Here is a 19,716-nt window from a genome sequence, read left to right as displayed (position 1 = left end):
GGGCCGGGTCCCCACGGACCCGGCCCTCACGATGTGCTGGTTCAGCGCGTCAGCGCTCGATCTCGCCCTTGATGAAGGACTCCACGGCGGCGTGCGCGTCGTGGTCGGCGTACTGCTGCGGCGGGGACTTCATGAAGTAGCTCGACGCGCTCAGGATCGGGCCACCGATCTTCCGGTCCAGCGCGATCTTCGCGGCGCGGACGGCGTCGATGATGACACCGGCCGAGTTCGGCGAGTCCCACACCTCGAGCTTCAGCTCCGCGTTGAGCGGGGTGTCACCGAAGGAGCGGCCCTCCAGGCGGATGTACGCCCACTTGCGGTCGTCCAGCCACGGCACGTGGTCGGACGGGCCGATGTGCACGTCGCTCTTGCTCATCTCGTGCGGGATCTGGGAGGTCACCGACTGGGTCTTCGAGATCTTCTTCGAGACCAGGCGGTTGCGCTCCAGCATGTTCATGAAGTCCATGTTGCCGCCGAAGTTGAGCTGGTACGTGCGCAGCAGCTCGACGCCGCGGTCCTCGAAGAGCTTCGCCAGCGCGCGGTGCACGATGGTGGCACCGACCTGGCTCTTGATGTCGTCACCCACGATCGGCAGGCCGGCGTCGGTGAACTTCTGCGCCCACTCGGGGTCGGAGGCGATGAAGACTGGCAGGGCGTTGACGAACGCGCAGCCGGCGTCGATCGCGGCCTGGGCGTAGAACTTGTCGGCCTGCTCGGAGCCCACCGGCAGGTAGGAGACGACCACGTCGACCTGCGCGTCGCGCAGCGCCTGGGCCACGTCGACCGGCGTGGCGTCCGACTCCTCGACGATCTCGCGGTAGTACTGGCCCAGGCCGTCGAAGGTCGGACCGCGCTGCACGCTGACGCCGGTCGGCGGCACGTCGCAGAGCTTGATCGTGTTGTTCTCGCTGGCGACGATCGCCTCCGCGAGGTCCATGCCCACCTTCTTGGCGTCCACGTCGAACGCCGCGACAAACTCCACGTCCGAGACGTGGTAGTCGCCGAAGGTGACGTGCATGAGACCCGGGACGCGGTCGTTCGGGTCGGCGTTCCGGTAGTACTCCACGCCCTGCACGAGGGACGAGGCGCAGTTACCCACACCGACGATGGCGACGCGGACGGAGCCCATAGCGTCTGCCTCCTTCTTCTTCATCACGGCCGCTCTGTCCTGGACGTTCCAGGCGTGGGCGGGCTGTCGTTGTCTCCTCGGCCGCCGACCGTCCGGGAATCCGGGGCGGTCGGGGCCCGGCCGGAGCGCTCGTTGGCGATGAGCTCCTCCAGCCAGCGGACCTCGCGCTCGCAGGCGTCGAGCCCGTGGCGCTGCAGTTCCAGGGTGTACGCGTCGAGGCGCTCGGCTGCCCGGCCGAGCACGTCACGAAGACCTTCGCGACGCTCCTCGATCTTGCGGCGACGACCTTCCAGGATCCGGAGCCGGGTGGCCTGGTCGGTCCGGGCGAAGAACGCGAAGTGCACGCCGAAGCCCGTGTCGTCGTACGTCTCGGGTCCAGCCTGCGCTATGAGCTGGGCGAAGCGTTCCTTGCCCTCCGCGGTAATGGTGTAGACCACCCGGCCGCGTCGGCTGGTCAGCGCGGGAACCTCCTCGGCGGTCGCGGGTGTCTCGGCCGCTTCGGTGATCCATCCCGCCGCCTGCAACCGGCGCAGGGTCGGGTAGAGCGAGCCGTAGCTGATCGCCGCCCGGATGGCGCCGAGCTTGGCGGTCAACTCCTTGCGCAGCTCGTAGCCGTGCATCGGCGCCTCTTGCAGGAGGCCCAGGATGGCGAACTCGAGCACGGGCGCCATCCCTTCTTTTCCCCCTGCGCGGAGGGCTAACCACCGCGATGTATCGGGCCGATACATCGAACGTTAGCGGAGACCGGTGGCCAGGGCAAACCCCGGGTTACGCGACGCGGTCATCACTGATCGTGACCATGGTCGCCTCGGTTCCCGGGAGCGCGTACCCTTTGCCGCATGCGTACGCAGCGCCAGGTCGTCGACTACTCGCTCCAGAAGCGAGCAGTGCTGCGTGAACTCCTCGCCGGGCGGATCGGCACGTACGACGTCTGCGACGCCTCGCCGTACCTGAAGAACGCCGCCCGCTTCCACGGCGAGCCGACCGATCACCGCTGCCCGATCTGCCGCAGCGAGAACCTCATCCACGTCCACTACATTTACGGTGACGAACTCAAGCAGTCGGCGGGTCAGGCGCGCACCAGGGCCGAGTTGCCCGTCCTGGCCATGACGCTGCGTGAGTTCCAGGTGTTCGTGGTGGAGATCTGCCCCGGCTGTGACTGGAACCACCTCGTCGAGCAGTTCCTGCTCGGCCGGGACGGTCTCGCGGCCGAGGCGACGGACGCGACCGGCTCGGTCGTGGCCGACGGCTCCACCCCGCGGCGAAGGCGAGAGGCGCAACGGTGAACGCGGCTGTCCCGACCGCTGCCGGCCCGTTCCCCGGGCGGCAGGAGCGACAGCAGTTAAACGTAATTGGTCCGATTAGGTCGGATTTGACGGGCGCGGGCCGGCACGGCAGGCCGGTAATGTCCCGTGTTTCAGCTCACGGCAACCCGGTGGCGGCGCCCCCGCGCCCCACCGCGACCGGCAGGGTGTGAGGAATGAACTACGGCGATTCCAGTTCTTCGCGTGGGCGGGCCCAGATCCCGGGCCCGAACGGCGACCCCGGCTCCGAGCGGAGTTCGCGCGGGAACGGTTGGTCCGGCGCCCCCGAGGGCGGCGCCTCGGCGCGTGCCTCGGTCACACCGGGCGGTGCCGGCGGCCGGGCCTCGGTCGGTGGCGTCGCCCCGGCGCCCCGCGGTGCCTCGGGCTCGGCCTCGGTGGGCCGCGCCGGCGCGGGGCGGGCCTCGGTCCCGGTCTCGCCGGCACCCGGTGTCGCCGGGCGCGCGGGCGCGGGGCGGGCGTCCGTCCCGATCTCCCCGGCCGGGCCGGCCGGGCGCGCCTCGGTGGGCGCGGCGAGCGTGGGCGGCGCCGGGCGGGCGAGCGTCGGCGCGGCGCCCGTCGGTGGCCGTGCCGCGGTGGCCCGGGCCGGCGTGCCCGGCTTCAGCGGCGGCCCCGGTGGACCCGGCGGTCCGGGTGGCCCGGGTGGTCCGACCGGCCCTCGGCGCGGTGGTCGTGGTGAGGACCCGGCGCGGGCGAAGAAGCGTCGCCGGCTCAACATGCTGATCGCCGGCTTCGCCGTGTTCATCATGCTCGCCGGCATCGGCGTGGTCAGCTTCACCTGGTACTCCACCAAGGTGGTGCTCCCGGAGGACACCATCCCGCCGCTGTCGACCACCATCTACGACTCGACCGGCAAGAACCCCATCGCCCGGATCGGCGACCAGAACCGGCAGCTGGTCACCATCGACCAGATCCCGGAGCACGTCCAGCACGCGGTCGCCGCGGCGGAGGACCGGAACTTCTACCGCCACTCCGGCGTGGACTACAAGGGCATCGCGCGGGCCGCCTGGAACAACCTCAGCGGCGGCGACAAGCAGGGCGCCTCGACGATCACCCAGCAGTACGCCCGCAACGCGTTCGACAACCTGAACCAGGACTCGTACGGCCGCAAGGTGAAGGAGGCGGTCCTCGCCTCCAAGCTGAACGACCGCTACGACAAGCGGACGATCATGCAGCACTACCTGAACGTCATCTACTTCGGCCGGGGCGCGTACGGCATCCAGTCGGCGGCACAGACGTACTTCAAGAAGAACGTCGACAAGCTGACCGTGGCCGAGGCGGCCGTGCTGGCCGCGTTGATCAAGCAGCCCGAGCCGAGCAGTACGCACCAGGGCTACGACCCGGCGATCAACCCGCAGGACGCGCTGGACCGGTGGAACTACGTCATCAACGGCATGATCACCGAGAAGTGGCTGGACGCGCCGAACATGCCGCAGCACCCCACCGAATACCCGAAGAACATCCAGAAGCCGACGAAGAACAGCGCCGGCGGCTTCGGCATCGACACGCCCTACGGCAACATCGTCAACTACGTCTCGCAGGAACTGCGCGAGATGAACCTCTGCACCGACAACGACGCCGAGGCGACCGACGCGAAGCCGCTCTGCTCGAAGGCGCTGAGCCGTGGTGGTTACAAGATCACCACCACGATCGACAAGAAGATGCAGGAGGCGGCGCTCGCCGCCGCCCAGCGGGCCAAGAAGGGCTCCGCGCTCGCCGGGCAGCCGCCGAACCTGATGGCCGCCGTGGTGTCCATCGACCCGAAGACCGGGGCGGTACGCGCCTACTACGGCGGGGACAACGGCACCGGCACCGACTACGCCGGCAAGAACGTCGAGAACGGCGTGATCAGCGGCGGCCACTCGCCGGGGTCGAGTTTCAAGATCTACACCCTGGCGGCGGCGCTGAAGGAAGGCATCTCCATCAAGTCCCGCTGGAAGGGCTCGGCGTTCACGCCGAAGGACACGAAGTTCAAGGTCAGCAACGCCGGTGCCGACCGGGTCCAGTGCGGCGACTCCTGCACGCTGGAGCAGTCCACGCTCAAGTCGCTGAACGTGCCGTTCTACTACATCACCGAGAAGATCGGCCCGGACAAGGTGCTCGACATGGCCAAGCAGGCCGGCGTCACCACCATGTGGCAGACCGACACCAACCCGGCGAAGGCGCACGACCTGACCAAGGCCGACCCGAAGGACCTCGCGCCGAATCCGTTCTTCCACGTGATCGGCTACGGCCAGTACCCGATCACGGTGCTCGACCACGCCAACGGCGTCGCCACGTTCGCCAACGAGGGCGTCTACAACAAGGCGCACTTCGTGAAGCTGGTGCAGAAGCAGAACCCGAACACCGGCAAGTGGGACACCGTCGGCGGCGAGAAGCTCAAGCCGCAGCGGCGGATCGACAAGGACATCGTCGCCGACGTCACCTCCGTGCTGGAGCAGTACCCGGGCCAGGTGAACCGCCGGCTCGACGACGGTCGCAAGGCCGCCGAGAAGACCGGCACCTGGGAACTCGGCGACGGCAGCACCCGCAACGGTGACGCCTGGATGATCGGCTACACGCCGCAGCTCGCCACCGCCGTCTGGGTCGGCAACCTCAAGGACCGCAAGGCGATCAAGTACAAGGGCGGCGCGGACATCAGCGGTGCCAAGATGCCCGGTGAGATCTTCCAGCGCTTCATGAACGACGCGCTCAAGGGCAAGGACAAGGAAGACTTCCCGCCGGCCGCGAACGTCGGCAAGGACGACACCGGCAACGGCGAGATGCCGGCGCCCCCGCCGCCCGCACCGGGCGAGCCCGGCGGGCCGGCCTGTGACCCGCTGGGCCTGTTCTGCCCCGGCGGCAACAACCCCGGCGGTGGCAACCCCGGCGGTGGCAACCCCGGCGGTGGCAACCCGGGTGGTGGTGGTAACCCCGGCGGCGGCGACCAAGGGGGTGGCAACCCCGGCGGTGGCTTCCCCGGCGGGGGTGGCCGTGGCGGCGGCGTGCTGCCGAGCACCCCACCCACCCGCCAGACCAACTGACGCGTACCACCCGACGGCGGCGGGCGGGCCCCCCCCGGGCGCCCCCCCCCCCCCGCGGCGGGCCGGGCAATCATGCCCGCCCCCCGGGCCGGCCGCGCCCCCCCGAACGCCGCTGGCCAAAAAAAGAGACCCCCGCCACCCCCCCCCCCCCCCCCGCCGGGCGGCCCCGCCCCCCCCCCCCCCCCCCCCCCCCCCCGCCGCGTTTCGCGTACCGGAATTTCTGCGCGCACGGCGGGACGGACGGCCCCGACGTACGGCAGGATGCCTCTCCATGAGCACCCAGTCGACCGCAGGCATCGATGAACCCGGCACGTCCGGGGAGCAGACGCCCCGGCCCGGAGCGACAGTGGACCACCCGTCCCGCTCGGACTGGTTCGTCCGGGGCACGTCCGGCCTCATCGGCGGGCCGCTCGGTGACCACGCCGCCACGCTGGACCGCCCGGCCGGTCGCGAGGGCCGGTTCTGGACCGCGGCGCGGATCGTGCTGGCCCTGATCTGCCTCACGCTCGCGCTGCACTGGGTGCAGAAGTCCCCCTGCCAGGACGGTGCCTGGCAGAACAACGTCCAGTACACCCGGATGTGCTACACCGACGTGCTGGCGCTCTACTACGCCGAAGGGCTCAACGAGGGCAAGGTGCCCTACGCCGACCACCCGGTGGAATACCCGGTGCTGACCGGCTACTTCATGGGTGCGCTCGGCCTCCCGGTGCACGCCCTCGGCGTGGACAACCCCGGCATCAACCAGGGGCAGTGGTTCTACAACCTCAACGCGCTGGTGCTCGGCGCGCTCGCGGTCGCCACCGTCGCGGTCATCCTCAGCCTGCGCCGCCGACGACCCTGGGACGCGGCGCTGTTCGCCCTCGCCCCGGCCCTGGTGCTCACCGCCACCGTCAACTGGGACCTGCTCGCCGTCGGTCTGGCCGCGTTCGGGCTGCTGGCCTGGGCACGCACCCGGCCCGACCGGTTCGGCATGCTGATGCCGGGGCTGGCGGGCGTGCTGCTCGGGCTCGGCGGCGCGGCGAAGATGTGGCCGCTGTTCCTCCTCGGCCCGATCCTGGTGCTCACGTTACGGGCCGGCCGGCTGCTGGCCGGGCTCGTCGCCACGGCCACCGCCCTGGTGACGCTGGTCGCGGTCAACCTTCCGGTGGCGATCCCGTACCGGGAGAGCTGGGGCCGGTTCTTCGACCTGAACACCACCCGTCCCATCGACTGGGGCACACTCTGGTACGTCGGCCGCTACCTGGACGGCCGGATCAGCCCGTCCGCGCCCGGCGAACTCGGCCCGTTCGAGTGGCTCAACGCGAACATCTCCACCCTCAACTGGGTGTCGTACCTGCTCTTCGGGCTGGCCTGCCTCGGCGTGGCCGCGCTCGCGCTGCTCGCCCCGCGCCGGCCCCGGCTGGCGCAGATCGCGTTCCTGGTGGTCGCCGCCTTCCTGATCTTCAGCAAGGTCTGGTCGCAGCAGTTCGTGCTCTGGCTGCTGCCGCTCGCGGTGCTCGCCCGGCCCCGCTGGGGCGTGTTCCTGGCCTGGCAGTTCGCCGAAGTCTGCTACTTCGCCGCGTTCTACGGCGAACTGCTCGGCACCGCCACCTCCCGGCCGGTCTTCCCGGAGGGCGTGTTCGTGCTGGCCTCCAGCCTGCGACTGATCACCGTGGCGGTCCTCTGCGGCTTCATCGTCCGGGACATCCTGCGGCCCGAGCAGGACGCGGTGCGACAGACCTACGCCGACGACCCCGACGGCGGGGTGCTCGACGGCGCACCGGACGCGCCGTGGCTCCATCGGTTCAGGACGCGAAACCGCGACCTGCCCCTCGCCGGTTCCCCCACGACCGGCTGACCGCCGTCGTCGCGGGCCGGCTCGTCGTGGCGATGGCGGGCTAGGCTCACGCGATGGCTGTGCTCGCCGACATCCCTTGGTCATGGTGGATGCTCTCGGTGTCGCTCGGTGCTGTCTGGCTTCTGCTGTGGTTCGAACCCGCCCGCAGCCGTGCGCGAATGTGGTACGCCGGCCTGGCACCGCTGGTGTGTGCCGCGATCTTCGTGGTCGGCGTGGTGGTCATGCTCAGCGGCGGTGACTCGCCGGGTGACTCCTGCGCCGAATCGGGGCCGTGCACGAATGGCGGCGCGGCTCACTGGTCCTACAGTCTCGCCTCCATCCCTGACCTCGGGGTGGCGATCGCCGCGAACGCGATGCTCGCCGGCCTCATCTCCCTGCCCCTGCTGCTCATCACGGCCGCCATGGACCTGCCCCGGATTCGCAACGTCCTCAGAGGCGGTAGACCACCGAGCCGGCCACCTGCTCCCGGGTCACGCCCAGCCCCTCGACCGGCCGGTCGAGCATCCCCTCCCACGGGGTGCCACCGAGCTGTTCGGGAAGCACCACCACGGTCTTGACCCCGATCCGCCGCAGGTAGTCGACGCTGGCGTAGTCGGGGAAGCTGACCGTGGCCTCGCGGGTCTGGGCCTGGGAGCCAGGGGTGAACCCGCTGCCGCCGTTGACCATCGGCTGGAACCGGTCGGTCGACCAGAGCATCACCGGCTGGTCCAGGTTCTGGCTGCTGGGCAGCACCAGCAGCGGCCCGTCGACGGTCCGCATCACCGCCGGCTGCTGCGGCACCACCGGATGCGGGGTGACATTCAATCCCTCGGCCAGCACCAGCACCAGCGGCAGCAGCGTGGCCAGCCGCAGCCACGGGCCGGGCCACGGCGGGACCCGTTCGGCGGCGAGTTCACGTACCCGCATGCAGAACGCGGTGACCGCGCCGGCCGCGAGCAGACCGAGCAGCAGCGTGGCCCAGAGCATCATCCGGCCCGGCGTACGCAGCCCGTTCCAGCCCGGCAGGTAGTCGAAGAGCGGCACGTAGGTGAACCGACCGTCGAGGAACCTGGTGCCCATCGCCAGCGCCATCGTCACCAGCACGCCGGCGAGCAGGAAGAGCCGGTGGCGGACCCGCCAGACCGAGAAGAACAACCCACCGGCGGCCAACGCGTAGAGCGCGAAACCCGGCAGCAGCGTCATCTCCGGGGGCCAGGGCAGCGCCGCCCGCGCCCCCTCGTGCAGCTCGCCCCAGACCCGCGACTCGCCCGGCGCGGTGAACAAGCCGCTGGCCGGCGGGGAGTAGAGCTGGATCTCGGCCAGCGTGCGCGCCGCGTTGGGGTGCAGCTCGGCGACCTTGAAGAAGGGAATCGCCAGCAGGCCGCCCACCGCGGCGAAGATCAGCCCGCCGAACAGGTCGGCCAGGAACAGCCGGCGGCCGAACGGGCGCCTCACCCGGCGGCGCCGGACGAACCACAGCACCGCCGAGACCAGCACCACCCCGGCCAGCAGGTACGCGAACGGCAGCCCGATGCCGAAGCCGAGACTGAGCTGCCAGGCGGCCACCAGCCAACCGGCGAGCGCCCAACCCGCGTGCCGGCGGCGCGGGCGGTAGCCGTACCGCAGCGACCAGCCGTGCCCACGGGCGAGCATGGCCAGCGCCAGCGGGATGCCGCCGTTGGAGATGATGTGCAGGTGCCCGGCCTGGGCCAGCAACCACGGCGCGTACGCGAAACCCGCCCCGGCCACCGCGCCACCGATCCGGCCCGCGCCGAGCTGCCGGGCCAGCGCGTACGCCCCGAACGCGGCGAGCGCGTGGGCCAGCACGAACATGATGTTGTAGCGCAGCACGGCGTGCTCCGGGCCGACCCCGATCAGGCCGGCCGGCGCGTACCCGAGCAGCGTGTCGGAGAACGCGAAGCTCCAGTTCTCCGGGAAGAACGTGTTGGAGTGCCACAGCATCGCCGGGTCGGTGCGCAGGATGTGCCCGGACCACGCCATCTGCCACGCCTGGAGGCTCGGGTCCCAGTAGTCCTGCGGCAGCGTGTAGCGCGGGTAGCGCAGCGTGGGCCAGGTCATCGCCGCGGCCAGCGCCAGCGCGGCGACGGCGGCGAGCGTCCACTCGTGCACCAGGAACCGGCCCACCGCGCGGACCGCCCGACGGACCCGGCCGAGCACCGGCTCGGGCGCCGGCCCGAACGCGGTCCACGGATCCGCCGGCTTCTCCCCGTCCGTACCGGCGGTCTGGTCCGTACCGGTGGTCTTGTTCGTGTCGGCGGTCTGGTCCGTGTCGGCGCTGCCGGTCTGGTCCGTGTCGGTGGTCTTGTTCGTGCCGGTGGCGCCGCGCCCGCTCTTGCCGGCGTCGGCGGTCTTGCGTCTGCCGTCGCGCCTGCTCCGGCCGGACCTGCGCCGGCTCTTGCCGCCGTCGCCGTCGCCGTCGCCGGCCCTGTCCTTGTCGTCGCCGTCCGCCGCGTCGGCGGATTCGTCGCTGTCGGCCCGGGACCCGCTCGTGCCGGCCGCGTTCGTGCCGCCCTCCACCTCGCCGGTGGCTCGGCCCGGTGCGGGGTCTGCCCCGTCGGCCGGGGAGCCCTCCGGGGCCGGACGCGGATCGGCGCCGGGACGTCCGGCCGCGCCGGACTGCTCCGGGGTCATGCCGTGGCACCCAACTGGCCGCGCAGGAACGCGATGTCGGCCGCCTGACCCTCGACGCCGCCCGGCGTCTCGACGATCACCGGCGCTCCGGCCGCCCGGATCACCGCCACCAGCAGTTCCGGCTCGATGGTGCCGCCGGTGAGGTTGTCGTGGCGGTCCTGGCCGGAGTTGAAGGCGCCCTTCGAGTTGTTCGCGTGGATCAGGTCGATCCGGCCGGTGATCGCCTTGACCCGGTCGACCAGACCCAGCAGCTCCTCGCCGCCGGCGAACGCGTGACAGGTGTCGAGGCAGAAGCCGACCTCGTGGTCGCCGAGCGCGTCCCAGAGCCGGGCCAGCGCGTCCAGGTGCCGGGCGCAGGCGTTGTCACCGCCGGCGGTGTTCTCGATCAGCACCGGCAGCGGGAAGCCGCCGGAGTCCGCCGCGTACGCGAAGGTCTTGCGCCAGTTGTCGAAGCCGGCGGTGAGGTCGTCCCCGGCGTTGACGTGGCCGCCGTGCACGATCAGCCCCCGGGCCCCGACGTCCGCCGCGGCGGTGGCGTGGGCCAGCAGCAGCTTGCGGCTGGGAATGCGGATCCGGTTGTTCAGCGTGGCCACGTTGATCACGTACGGCGCGTGGACGTAGAGGTCGACGTCGGCGGCGCGCAGGCGCTCGGCGTCCTCCCGCGGCTTCGGCGCCTTCCAGCCCTGCGGGTCGGCGAGGAAGAACTGCACCGCCTCGGCCTCCCGGGTGGCCGCCTCGGCCAGCGGGTCGGTCGCGTCGACGTGGGCTCCGATTCGCATGCAGGGCAGCCTACGTCGCGCCTACGACGCGTGGTGTGCGCGCGGGCGGGGGTTCCGGCGGGGCGGATGCGTCACCCCCCGGCCCGGCGGTCGTTGTGCGAGGTGGGATCGATGGTCGACGCTCCGCCCGACGTGGTCCACAGCACGGGACGGGCGGGGGCGACCCCCCGGCGACGGGGCGCCCCGCCGTGCGGCCCGGCACGACGGGGCGGGATCCACTCGTCACCGCACCGCAATCGGCCAGATGGATTAATTCCAGCATTTACCCCAAGTGGTGACGAGAGCCGCTGTATGGTCAGACCAGTCGACAACATGATAAAGCTCCGCGGGGCGTTCTCGATCCAACCTCATCGGTGTGGTCGTTCCTCCCCAGGTCCCACCCAAGGAATGCGGACGGGACGCCCCGCGGCCCCGTGGACAGGGGTCCACCTTCCTGGCGCCCGACGCCGGAGGTGGGCCCCTGTCGCCGCGTCCGGAGCCGGCCGGGGCCACCGGCCCCGGCATGATCGTCCGGACCGGCTATCCTGGTCCGGTTGTCCGCGTCCGGCCGGGTTCCCCCGGCATCGGGCGGGCCACGACGCACGACCTCCTGCCACGGAAGGACCGTGGCCGCTTAGCCCACAGGAGGTGAGCACGTCTTGCGTCACTATGAAGTCATGGTGATCCTCGATCCCAGCCTCGAGGAGCGCACCGTCGCCCCGTCGCTCGACACGTACCTGAACGTGATCCGGACCGCGGGTGGCTCGGTGGAGAAGACCGACGTGTGGGGCCGCCGGCGCCTCGCGTACGAGATCAACAAAAAGGCCGAGGGCATCTACGCCGTCGTCGACCTCCAGGCGACGCCGGAGGCCGTGGCCGAGCTGGACCGTCAGCTCCGACTCAACGAGTCGGTGCTGCGCACCAAGGTCATTCGCCCGGAGATGCGCTGAGCATCTAGACCCGGCACGTCCGGATCAAGCTCATCCGCGCTGTCGGAGGGCTCTGAGAGCCTGTACGGCACAACGATGAGTGCGCGAGGAGATGGTCATGGCAGGAGACACCACCATCACGGTCATCGGCAACCTGACCGATGACCCCGAGTTGCGGTTCACCCCCTCCGGTGCGGCGGTGGCCAAGTTCCGGGTCGCTTCGACGCCCCGGTTCATGGACAAGGCGTCCGGCGAGTGGAAGGACGGCGAGCCGCTGTTCCTCTCGTGCACCGTGTGGCGCCAGGCCGCCGAGAACGTCGCCGAGTCGCTGCAGCGCGGCGCCCGGGTGATCGTGTCCGGCCGGCTGCGTCAGCGGTCGTACGAGACCCGCGAGGGTGAGAAGCGCACCGTCATCGAGCTGGAGGTCGACGAGATCGGCCCGTCCCTGCGCTACGCCACGGCGAAGGTGCAGAAGATGTCCCGCTCCGGTGGCGGAGGCGGCGGCTTCGGTGGTGGTGGTGGCCAGGGCGGCGGCGGAGGCAACTTCGACGACCCCTGGGCCTCGGCTGCCCCGGCCCCCTCCCGCGCTGGTTCGGGCGGCGGAAACTTCGACGAGGAGCCCCCGTTCTGATGGCGCCGAGCGCCCGCGATCGCAAACCAGGAGCAAGAGCAATGGCGAAGGCTGCGGCACTGCGCAAGCCGAAGAAGAAGGTGAACCCGCTCGACAAGGACGGGATCACCTATATCGATTACAAGGACACCGCGCTGCTGCGCAAGTTCATCTCCGACCGCGGCAAGATCCGCGCTCGACGGGTGACCGGCGTGACCTCGCAGCAGCAGCGGCAGATCGCCCGTGCGGTCAAGAACGCCCGTGAGATGGCGCTCCTGCCCTACACGGCCACGGCTCGCTGAGGGGAGGCACGGACATGAAGATCATCCTCACTCAGGAGGTGTCCGGCCTCGGCTCTCCGGGCGACATCGTCGAGGTCAAGGACGGCTTCGGCCGTAACTACCTGCTGCCGCAGGGCTTCGCGATCGCCTGGACCAAGGGCGCCGAGAAGCAGGTCACGGTCATCAAGCGGGCCCGCTCGGCCCGGGACGTCCGCGACCTCGACCACGCCAACGAGATCAAGGGCCAGCTCGAGGGCCTGAAGGTCAACCTGAAGGCCCGCGCCGGCGACGGCGGTCGGCTCTTCGGTTCGGTCACCCCGGCCGAGATCGTCGACGCCGTCAAGGCGGCCGGCGGTCCGACCCTGGACCGTCGTCGGCTGGAGACGCCCGGCCACATCAAGTCGCTCGGCGCCTACCCGGTCCGCATCCGGCTGCACCCCGAGGTGACCGCCAAGTTCGACCTGAACGTGGTCAAGAGCTGACCTCACCGCACCACGAAAGGGCCCGCACCGGTTGTCCGGTGCGGGCCCTTTCCGCACCAGTGGACCCCGGCCGGCGGGCTCAGCCGATCGGCTGGCCGGTCACCGCGCTGATCACCACCGTGGACAACCCCCCACCCACCACGGCCGCCGCCAACGCCACCGTCGCCGACCGCCACGTCGTACCGACCTGACGCAGCAGCACCGCCACCACGAGGCTGCTCACCAGCGCCAGCCCGAACCTCGGCGCCGCCGCCGACAACGACGCGAACGCGTGCGCCCGCTGCGAGTCGCAGCCACCGCCACTGATGTCGGTGACGCACCCCGCCGGCGCCTGCCCGTCCAGGAACACCAGACCGAGGAAGAGCAGCACGGCCGGCACCAGATAGCAGGCGGCCGTGTAGACCAGCGGTCGCAGCGGCCCACCCGGATCCGGGTCCAGCAGGTCGTCCTCCAGCCGCCGGCTCCACGAGCCGCCGCCGATGGGGTCCATCCGTCGCCGCGTCGGGGACGCGCCCGACCCGACCGGTGCCACCGGCCGGCGGCGAGGCGTCACCCGGGGACGCGGCGCGGTGTACGCGACCACCGGCGACTGCGGCGCCGACGGCGGCGTCTCCATCCACCGCGGATCGTCGCCCGCCAACCGGGTCCCCGACCAGAACTCCTCGACCTGCTCCGGCGACGCCCAACCCTCCCGGGCCGGCGGCGCCGTGCGGTCCCACGGGTCGGCCGCCGGATAGCGGGGACCGGCGTCCCGCACCCGGTCGAGATGCCCGGTGTCGGTGAACCGGTCCCACTCACCGGTGTGCTCGGTCCGGTCCCACCGGCTCCCGGCCTGTTCCCACCGACTCCCGGCGTCCGCACGGCCCCACGCGTGCACGCCCGACGCGTCCCACGGATCGACGGCGGGCTGCTCCACCGGGGCCGGCTCGGCCGCCCGACCCCGCTCCCAGGGATCCACCGCCGGTGGGGGCCAGGACGAACCGGTCACTCGCGGACTCCGCCGGGCCGGCCGCTCGGCCTCCCACCCGCCGGTGTCGCCGCCCGAGCCCGACTCGTCCGGCAGCCCCGACCAGATCACCTCCGGCCGGCGGGTCGCCGCCCGACGTGGACGGCTCCGGGGCGCCGTCCCCGACACCGGCCCGTCCTCACCGGCCTCGGCCCGCCTGCTCCCGACGTACCCCTGCTCCTGCGGGGCGTCCATGGTCCACTCGGCGGTGTGGTCGGACATCGGCCCGGACCCGATGGCCCGCAGCTCGCGCCGGCCGTCGTCCCGGCGCCGCCCGGCGTCGGCCCGCCAACCACCGCCGGAGGCGGGCGACTCGACCTCGGCCTCGTCGTCGTCCGGCGCGGCGTGCCGTCCACCGCCGTCCGCCCGGCTGATCCCCGATTCCACCGCCCACCGCGGCAGGTAGGCGTCCACCGGCTCGTCCTGCCCGCGCTCGATCGCCCGCCGTCGGCTCGGGGTGCGGTGACGCTCCGGCGCGTGCCGGTCCACCCGGCGCGGAGCAGCGGAATCGTCCCAGGAGGCGCTCGGCCGGCGCTCGCGCGGGCTGTCTTCCCCGCCTGCCCAGTCCCGGTGTCTCACGGCCGGAGCGTGACCCTTCTCAACCCGAAAGTGCAATCCGCTGTCAAGGTGCAGCCGTTCGCAGCGATAGTACGGGACGAACGACGCCAAGGCTCGACCAGAAATCTTCCATCCACAGGGTGGGGACGGGAAAAGCCCAGGTCAGAGGCGATAGGTCCAGAATTCCCCATCACTTTTCCACACCCCTGTGCACACCCTGCGCACATGCCGGCCCCCCTGCGTCCACAGGTTGTCCCGAGGCTCGTCCACCGCCCTTGTTGGTGGCTGACCTCGGGTTCCGTATCGTGGCCAGCGACCGCCGGGCGATGGCCCCCGATCGACCGGAGGGTCGGCGGAAGATGTCACGCCCCGGCGACAGAGCTGGACTCGATCCGACGCAGCAAGGGGGGACCCGTGTCGGTCACCGACGAGACGCGCGCGGAACGGACCGGGGGGCAGCCGTCCGAGCCGCCGCCGCGGGACACGTCCTTCGAGAAGACCCCACCCCAGGACGTGGCCGCCGAGCAGTGCGTCCTCGGCGGCATGCTGCTCTCCAAGGACGCCATCGCGGACGTCGTGGAGATCCTCAAGACCAACGACTTCTACCGCCCGGTGCACGCCACCATCTTCGACGCCATCCTCGACATCTACGGTCGGGGTGAACCGGCCGACCCGATCACGGTGGCCGCGGCGCTGGCCGACTCCGGCGACCTCGCCCGCATCGGCGGCGCGCCCTACCTGCACACCCTGATCGCGAGCGTGCCCACCGCCGCCAACGCCGCCTACTACGCCCGGATCGTCGGCGAGCGGGCCGTGCTCCGCCGGCTGGTCGAGGCCGGCACCCGGATCGTGCAGCTCGGCTACGGCACCGGCCCGAGCGGCAGCCGGGACGTGGACGACATCGTGGACCTGGCCCAACAGGCCGTCTACGAGATCACCGAGAAGCGGGTCAGCGAGGACTTCGCCATCCTGGCCGACATGCTCCAGCCCACGCTGGACGAGATCGAGGCGGTCGGTGCCCAGGGCGGCATGATGACCGGCGTCCCGACCGGCTTCACCGACCTCGACCGTCTGCTCAACGGCCTGCACGCGGGACAATTGATCATCGTGGCCGGTCGACCGGGTCTTGGCAAGGCGCTGGCGCTCGACACGCCCCTGCCCACCCCGGAGGGCTGGACCACCATGGGTGCGGTACGCGTCGGCGACCAGTTGCTCGCGGCCGACGGCAATCCGACCACCATCACCAACGTCTTCGACGTGATGCACGATCGCCCCTGCTACGAGGTCGAGTTCTCCGACGGCTCGGTCATCGTGGCGGACGCCGAACATCTCTGGAAGACGACCACCCGGGCCAGCCGTCGGCAGCCCGAGGCACGTCCCTACTGGCCCGAGGCGGCGCTGTCGAGGGTACGGGCGGCCGAAGCGACGGCGTCCGCCGAGCCGCACCGCCTGGTCACCCTGGCGGACACGCTCGAGCAGGTCGGCCCCGAGTTCCGCAACGTGCTGCACACGGTGGCGCGCCAGGTCGGCGCGAACGGACGGGTCGCCCGGCCGGTGACCCGGGCCGGCAAGGTACGCAACTGGACCGCCCCGGGCTACCCGGCGGGCGCTCTCATCTCCGGCCTTCGCCGACGGGCCGAGCGACTCGTCAACGACGGTGCACCCGTTCGGCACGACGGAGTCGTGACCACCGCGCAGATCGCTGCGACGCTTCGCACGGACACCGCCGACCGGCGCCTCAACCACGCGGTGGAGAACTGCGCGCCGCTCCGGCTCCCGGAACGTGAACTGGTCGTCCCTCCGTACACCCTCGGGGTGTGGCTCGGCGACGGTCATACCGGAGCCAGCAGATTCACCACCGCGGACGCCGAGCTGGTCGACCTGGTGGCCCGGGACGGCTTCCTCGTGCGACCCAGCGGCCCAATGGTGTTCACCATCCTGCTGCCCACCGTGGTGCGGACAACGGACCGCACCTGTGTCGACTGCGGAGGCTCCACCCGAGCACTAGGCGAGAACCAGGCGGTCCGCCGATGCGCCGAGTGTCACGAGCGAGGCGGCTCGTTTCTGGCGCTGATCCGCCGGATCGGGGTGGCCTCCGACAAACACATCCCACCGGACTACCTGCGAGCCTCGGAGGCCCAGCGCCGGGCGCTGCTCGCCGGGCTGATGGATACCGACGGTACGGTGGCGCTGGCCGGGAACCTCCAGTACACCTCCACGTCGAAGCGGTTGATCGAGGGTGTTCGGGAGCTCGTGGTCAGCCTGGGCTACCGATGCTCGATCACCGAGCGGAGGGTGCGCGGGCGCACCGAGGACTCATCGGTCGCCTACACGGCGAACTTCTCCACCCCTGATCCGGTCTTCCGCCTGGAACGGAAGCGGGCCGCGCACCTGGCCCGGCGACGGACGTCCTCGGACGTGCGTTCCCACTCCCGCTTCGTCGTGGACGTCCGACCCGTGGCCAGCGTGCCGGTGCGCTGCGTGACCGTGGACAACGCCGACCACCTGTACCTGGCGGGTCGGTCGATGATCCCGACGCACAACAGCACAGCCAGCATGGACTTCGCCCGGAATGCTGCGATTCGCGCCAACCAGGCCGCAGCGATCTTCTCGCTGGAGATGAGCAAGGTCGAGATCGTCATGCGACTGCTCTCGGCCGAGGCGCGCGTGCCGCTGCACGTGCTGCGCAGTGGGCAGCTCTCCGACGACGACTGGACCAAGTTGGCCCGCTGCATGGGCGAGATCAGCGAGGCGCCGCTCTTCGTCGACGACACCCCGAGCATGAACCTGATGGAGATCCGGGCGAAGGCACGACGGCTCAAGCAGAAGCACGACCTGAAGCTGATCGTGGTCGACTATCTCCAGCTCATGACCTCACCGAAGCGCACCGAGAGCCGGCAGCAGGAGGTCGCGGACCTGTCCCGTGGCCTGAAGCTGCTGGCCAAGGAGGTCGAGTGTCCGGTGATCGCGGTGAGTCAGCTGAACCGTGGCCCCGAGCAGCGGACGGACAAGCGTCCGCAGTTGTCCGATTTGCGTGAATCGGGATCAATTGAGCAGGATGCTGACGTTGTGATCCTTTTGCACCGCGACGACTACTACGACAAGGAGTCGCCGCGGGCCGGGGAGGCGGATTTCATAATCGCCAAACACAGGAATGGGCCGACCGACACGGTGACGGTCGCCGCGCAGTTGCACCTGTCGCGATTCGTGGACATGGCCATCGTATGACCACGGTTGGTCACCGGCTGACTCCTACCGAACGGAAGGAGATCATTGGCCGCGCGACCAGCGGTGAGAGCCTCACGGCTGTTGGCCTGCGCTTCGGCGTGACAAGGCAGGCAGTTCGGGCGGTACTCCGCGCCAACGGAGTGCCGGCGCGTCGTACGGGCAAGTTGACAGACGCCCAGCGGAACGAGGTCGTGAGCAGATTCGTCGGTGGAGCCTCACTTAGCCAACTCGCTGCCGAGTTTGGTGTGACGGCACCGTCGGTACGTGGCCTGCTCTTGCGCAGAGGAGTCGAGATCCGGTCCGTGTCGGCTCCTGTCAGTTCTCCGTACGCTCCCAGCGACTGGCGGCCCGGCTGATCGAGTTGGGTCGGTATCAGCAGGCGGTCGATGAGCGGCTGGTGGTCTCACGGGACTTCTGGCGCGGCGTTGTCGATGGCGACGGCTCGCTCGGCATCTATCAGCGCCCCGCCCCGAGCACAGCATCGCTGGCCCAGCTCAGGGTTGCGGGAAGGCGGCACCTGCTGGAGGCGTTCGTGGGTTTCCTTGAGCGCGAAGGGATCGTCGGGCTGTCGGTGCGACCGCACCGGAGCATCTTCAACGTAGGGACCACGTGTGGGCCGGCCGAGCGGATAGCCAAGTTGCTATATGAGGACGCCGTCATAGCGCTGGCCCGTAAGGCGGAGATCGCCGCCCGGATGATTGCACGGCAGCGCGAAAGAGCTTGATCTGAGGCCGGTCAGCCGAGCAGCGGGAACCAGCCCGCCGCCTCACCCAGCTCGAACCGCTCCCGGTCGGTCAACGGCACCCGCCCGGTCGCCTTGAGCAGATACTCGTGGTCGTCCCAGGCGGCCGGCCGTACCGCGTCGTCGCACAGCAGGCCGTCCATCGTGGTCACCGCCACCCGGGTCGGGCCGGTCGCCGGCAGTGGCGCGTCCGGCAGGTCCACCACCAGGTCGAGGTGGTGGATGACCGCCTCGGTGGTCAGCGTGGCCAGCAGATCGGGTACGCGCAGTACGTGGCCCTGGGTGGTCACGTACCCGCCCGGGTCGGCGGCGGCTGCCGCCCGGGCCGCGGCCGGGGCGGTGTCGGACCAGAGCCGGACCACGCCGGTGGGCCGGTCGAAGGCAGCGGCCGAGCGGCGGGCCCACCAGGCGTGCCCCGCGCCGGCCTCGGCGTCGCCGTCCGGGCCGAACGCGCGCCAGTAGCTGACGTCGTCGACGTCGGCCGGGCCGGGCACCGGGCTGGCCAACGCGACGAGCGCGCGTTGGGCATCGCAGAGCACGTGGAAGAGCAGGTCGGCGACGAGCCAGCCCCGGCAGCGGGTGGGTCGTTGCAGGCCGGCGTCGTCGAGCGGGGTGACGACGGCGGTGATGCCGTCGTACGCCTGGGCCAGCGCCTCGTGCGGCCGGATCGGGCTCATGGGGTGCAGCCTGCCACGGCGCGCGGTCACCGGCACGGTTAGGCGGGGCCCCTTCCTATCGCCCAGGCGATAAGCAGGGCCCCCGCCTAACGACGAGCGGCGGTCAGTCGAACAGCTCGCCGAGGAAGCCGTGCTTCTTCTTGCGGCGGTAGTGGCCGTGGTAGCCGTAGTGCTGCTGCTGCCCGTGGCCGTACGCCGGCTGCGGGTAGCCGTGGCCGGGCGGCGGCGGAGGGGGCGGGGGGACGGCGCCGTAGCCCGGCTGGTGCGGGGCGGCGGGCGGGGGCGGCGGGGGCGGTGGGTAGCCGGCCCCGGCGGGTGCGGCCTGGGGGGCGCCGCCCTGCTGCCGGTTCCAGTTGGCCTCGGCCTCGAACAGCTTCTCGAGCTCGCCTCGGTCGAGGAAGATCCCGCGGCATTCGCCGCACTGGTCGATGACTACTCCGCTGCGCTCGTACTGGCGCATCTCTCCACGGCATTTGGGACAGGTGAGCTGCATGACACCGACG

16 protein-coding genes are annotated in these 19,716 nt (G+C 71.1%); 9 read left to right on the top strand and 7 right to left on the bottom strand.

Annotation, left to right across the window (positions count from 1 at the left end; translation table 11 throughout):
- Positions 1-49: 49 nt before the first annotated feature.
- Complete coding sequence (locus tag ACH495_RS00715) at positions 50-1,129, bottom strand: inositol-3-phosphate synthase (protein ID WP_396855685.1); 1,080 nt, start codon at positions 1,127-1,129, stop codon at positions 50-52.
- A gap of 23 nt (positions 1,130-1,152) precedes the next feature.
- On the bottom strand, positions 1,153-1,791 hold the full coding sequence (locus ACH495_RS00710) for a PadR family transcriptional regulator (RefSeq protein ID WP_107162022.1): 639 nt from the start codon (positions 1,789-1,791) through the stop codon (positions 1,153-1,155).
- A gap of 177 nt (positions 1,792-1,968) precedes the next feature.
- Here ACH495_RS00710 and ACH495_RS00705 point away from each other — a divergent pair, with 177 nt between their 5' ends.
- From ACH495_RS00705 to ACH495_RS00695, 3 genes are all read left to right on the top strand, one after another.
- The gene (locus ACH495_RS00705) at positions 1,969-2,415 is read left to right on the top strand and encodes a DUF5318 domain-containing protein (RefSeq protein ID WP_396855684.1); all 447 of its coding nucleotides are present in this window, start codon (positions 1,969-1,971) and stop codon (positions 2,413-2,415) included.
- Positions 2,416-2,609: 194 nt separating this feature from the next.
- On the top strand, positions 2,610-5,474 hold the full coding sequence (locus ACH495_RS00700; RefSeq protein ID WP_396855683.1) for a transglycosylase domain-containing protein: 2,865 nt from the start codon (positions 2,610-2,612) through the stop codon (positions 5,472-5,474).
- A gap of 271 nt (positions 5,475-5,745) precedes the next feature.
- Entirely contained in the window at positions 5,746-7,311 is a 1,566-nt protein-coding gene (locus ACH495_RS00695) for a glycosyltransferase family 87 protein (protein WP_396855682.1), read from the top strand.
- A 429-nt stretch (positions 7,312-7,740) separates the two neighbouring features.
- Here the strand turns inward: ACH495_RS00695 and ACH495_RS00690 are convergent, their stop codons facing one another.
- Complete coding sequence (locus tag ACH495_RS00690) at positions 7,741-9,942, bottom strand: hypothetical protein (protein WP_396855681.1); 2,202 nt, start codon at positions 9,940-9,942, stop codon at positions 7,741-7,743.
- Positions 9,939-10,721, bottom strand: coding sequence for a deoxyribonuclease IV (locus ACH495_RS00685; protein WP_396855680.1), 783 nt, complete (start codon positions 10,719-10,721; stop codon positions 9,939-9,941). The genes ACH495_RS00690 and ACH495_RS00685 overlap by 4 nt, the downstream gene beginning before the upstream one ends.
- Positions 10,722-11,359: 638 nt before the next feature.
- Here ACH495_RS00685 and rpsF point away from each other — a divergent pair.
- From rpsF to rplI, 4 genes are all read left to right on the top strand, one after another.
- A complete protein-coding gene (gene rpsF, locus ACH495_RS00680; protein ID WP_088643630.1) occupies positions 11,360-11,650 on the top strand; it encodes a 30S ribosomal protein S6 in 291 nt (96 codons plus the stop codon).
- A gap of 79 nt (positions 11,651-11,729) precedes the next feature.
- Positions 11,730-12,260 (top strand): single-stranded DNA-binding protein, encoded by a 531-nt coding sequence (locus tag ACH495_RS00675; protein ID WP_175438580.1) that lies wholly within the window; start codon positions 11,730-11,732, stop codon positions 12,258-12,260.
- 41 nt (positions 12,261-12,301) lie between these two features.
- Positions 12,302-12,541, top strand: coding sequence for a 30S ribosomal protein S18 (rpsR, locus tag ACH495_RS00670; RefSeq protein ID WP_007073789.1), 240 nt, complete (start codon positions 12,302-12,304; stop codon positions 12,539-12,541).
- 14 nt (positions 12,542-12,555) lie between these two features.
- Entirely contained in the window at positions 12,556-13,002 is a 447-nt protein-coding gene (gene rplI / locus ACH495_RS00665) for a 50S ribosomal protein L9 (RefSeq protein WP_396855679.1), read from the top strand.
- Positions 13,003-13,081: 79 nt separating this feature from the next.
- Here rplI and ACH495_RS00660 read toward each other — a convergent pair whose 3' ends face one another.
- The gene (locus tag ACH495_RS00660) at positions 13,082-14,587 is read right to left on the bottom strand and encodes a hypothetical protein (protein WP_396855678.1); all 1,506 of its coding nucleotides are present in this window, start codon (positions 14,585-14,587) and stop codon (positions 13,082-13,084) included.
- Between the two features lie 393 nt (positions 14,588-14,980).
- Between ACH495_RS00660 and dnaB the strand changes: the two genes are divergently transcribed.
- Positions 14,981-17,794 carry a replicative DNA helicase gene (dnaB, locus tag ACH495_RS00655; protein WP_396855677.1) on the top strand — a complete coding sequence of 938 codons (2,814 nt, stop codon included), beginning with the start codon at positions 14,981-14,983 and terminating at the stop codon, positions 17,792-17,794.
- 397 nt (positions 17,795-18,191) lie between these two features.
- On the top strand, positions 18,192-18,518 hold the full coding sequence (locus ACH495_RS00650; protein ID WP_396855676.1) for a hypothetical protein: 327 nt from the start codon (positions 18,192-18,194) through the stop codon (positions 18,516-18,518).
- Positions 18,519-18,529: 11 nt separating this feature from the next.
- Here ACH495_RS00650 and ACH495_RS00645 read toward each other — a convergent pair whose 3' ends face one another.
- Entirely contained in the window at positions 18,530-19,213 is a 684-nt protein-coding gene (locus tag ACH495_RS00645; RefSeq protein ID WP_396855675.1) for a maleylpyruvate isomerase N-terminal domain-containing protein, read from the bottom strand.
- Between the two features lie 103 nt (positions 19,214-19,316).
- Positions 19,317-19,706 (bottom strand): zf-TFIIB domain-containing protein, encoded by a 390-nt coding sequence (locus ACH495_RS00640; RefSeq protein ID WP_343444319.1) that lies wholly within the window; start codon positions 19,704-19,706, stop codon positions 19,317-19,319.
- Between the last annotated feature and the right edge of the window lie 10 nt (positions 19,707-19,716).

The sequence above is a fragment of the Micromonospora sp. NPDC018662 genome, from assembly GCF_044391475.1.
In the GTDB taxonomy this organism is placed as follows: Bacteria; Actinomycetota; Actinomycetes; order Mycobacteriales; family Micromonosporaceae; genus Micromonospora.
The sequence above is the reverse complement of the archived record's forward strand: the minus strand, read 5'-3'. Positions and strand labels throughout refer to the sequence as shown.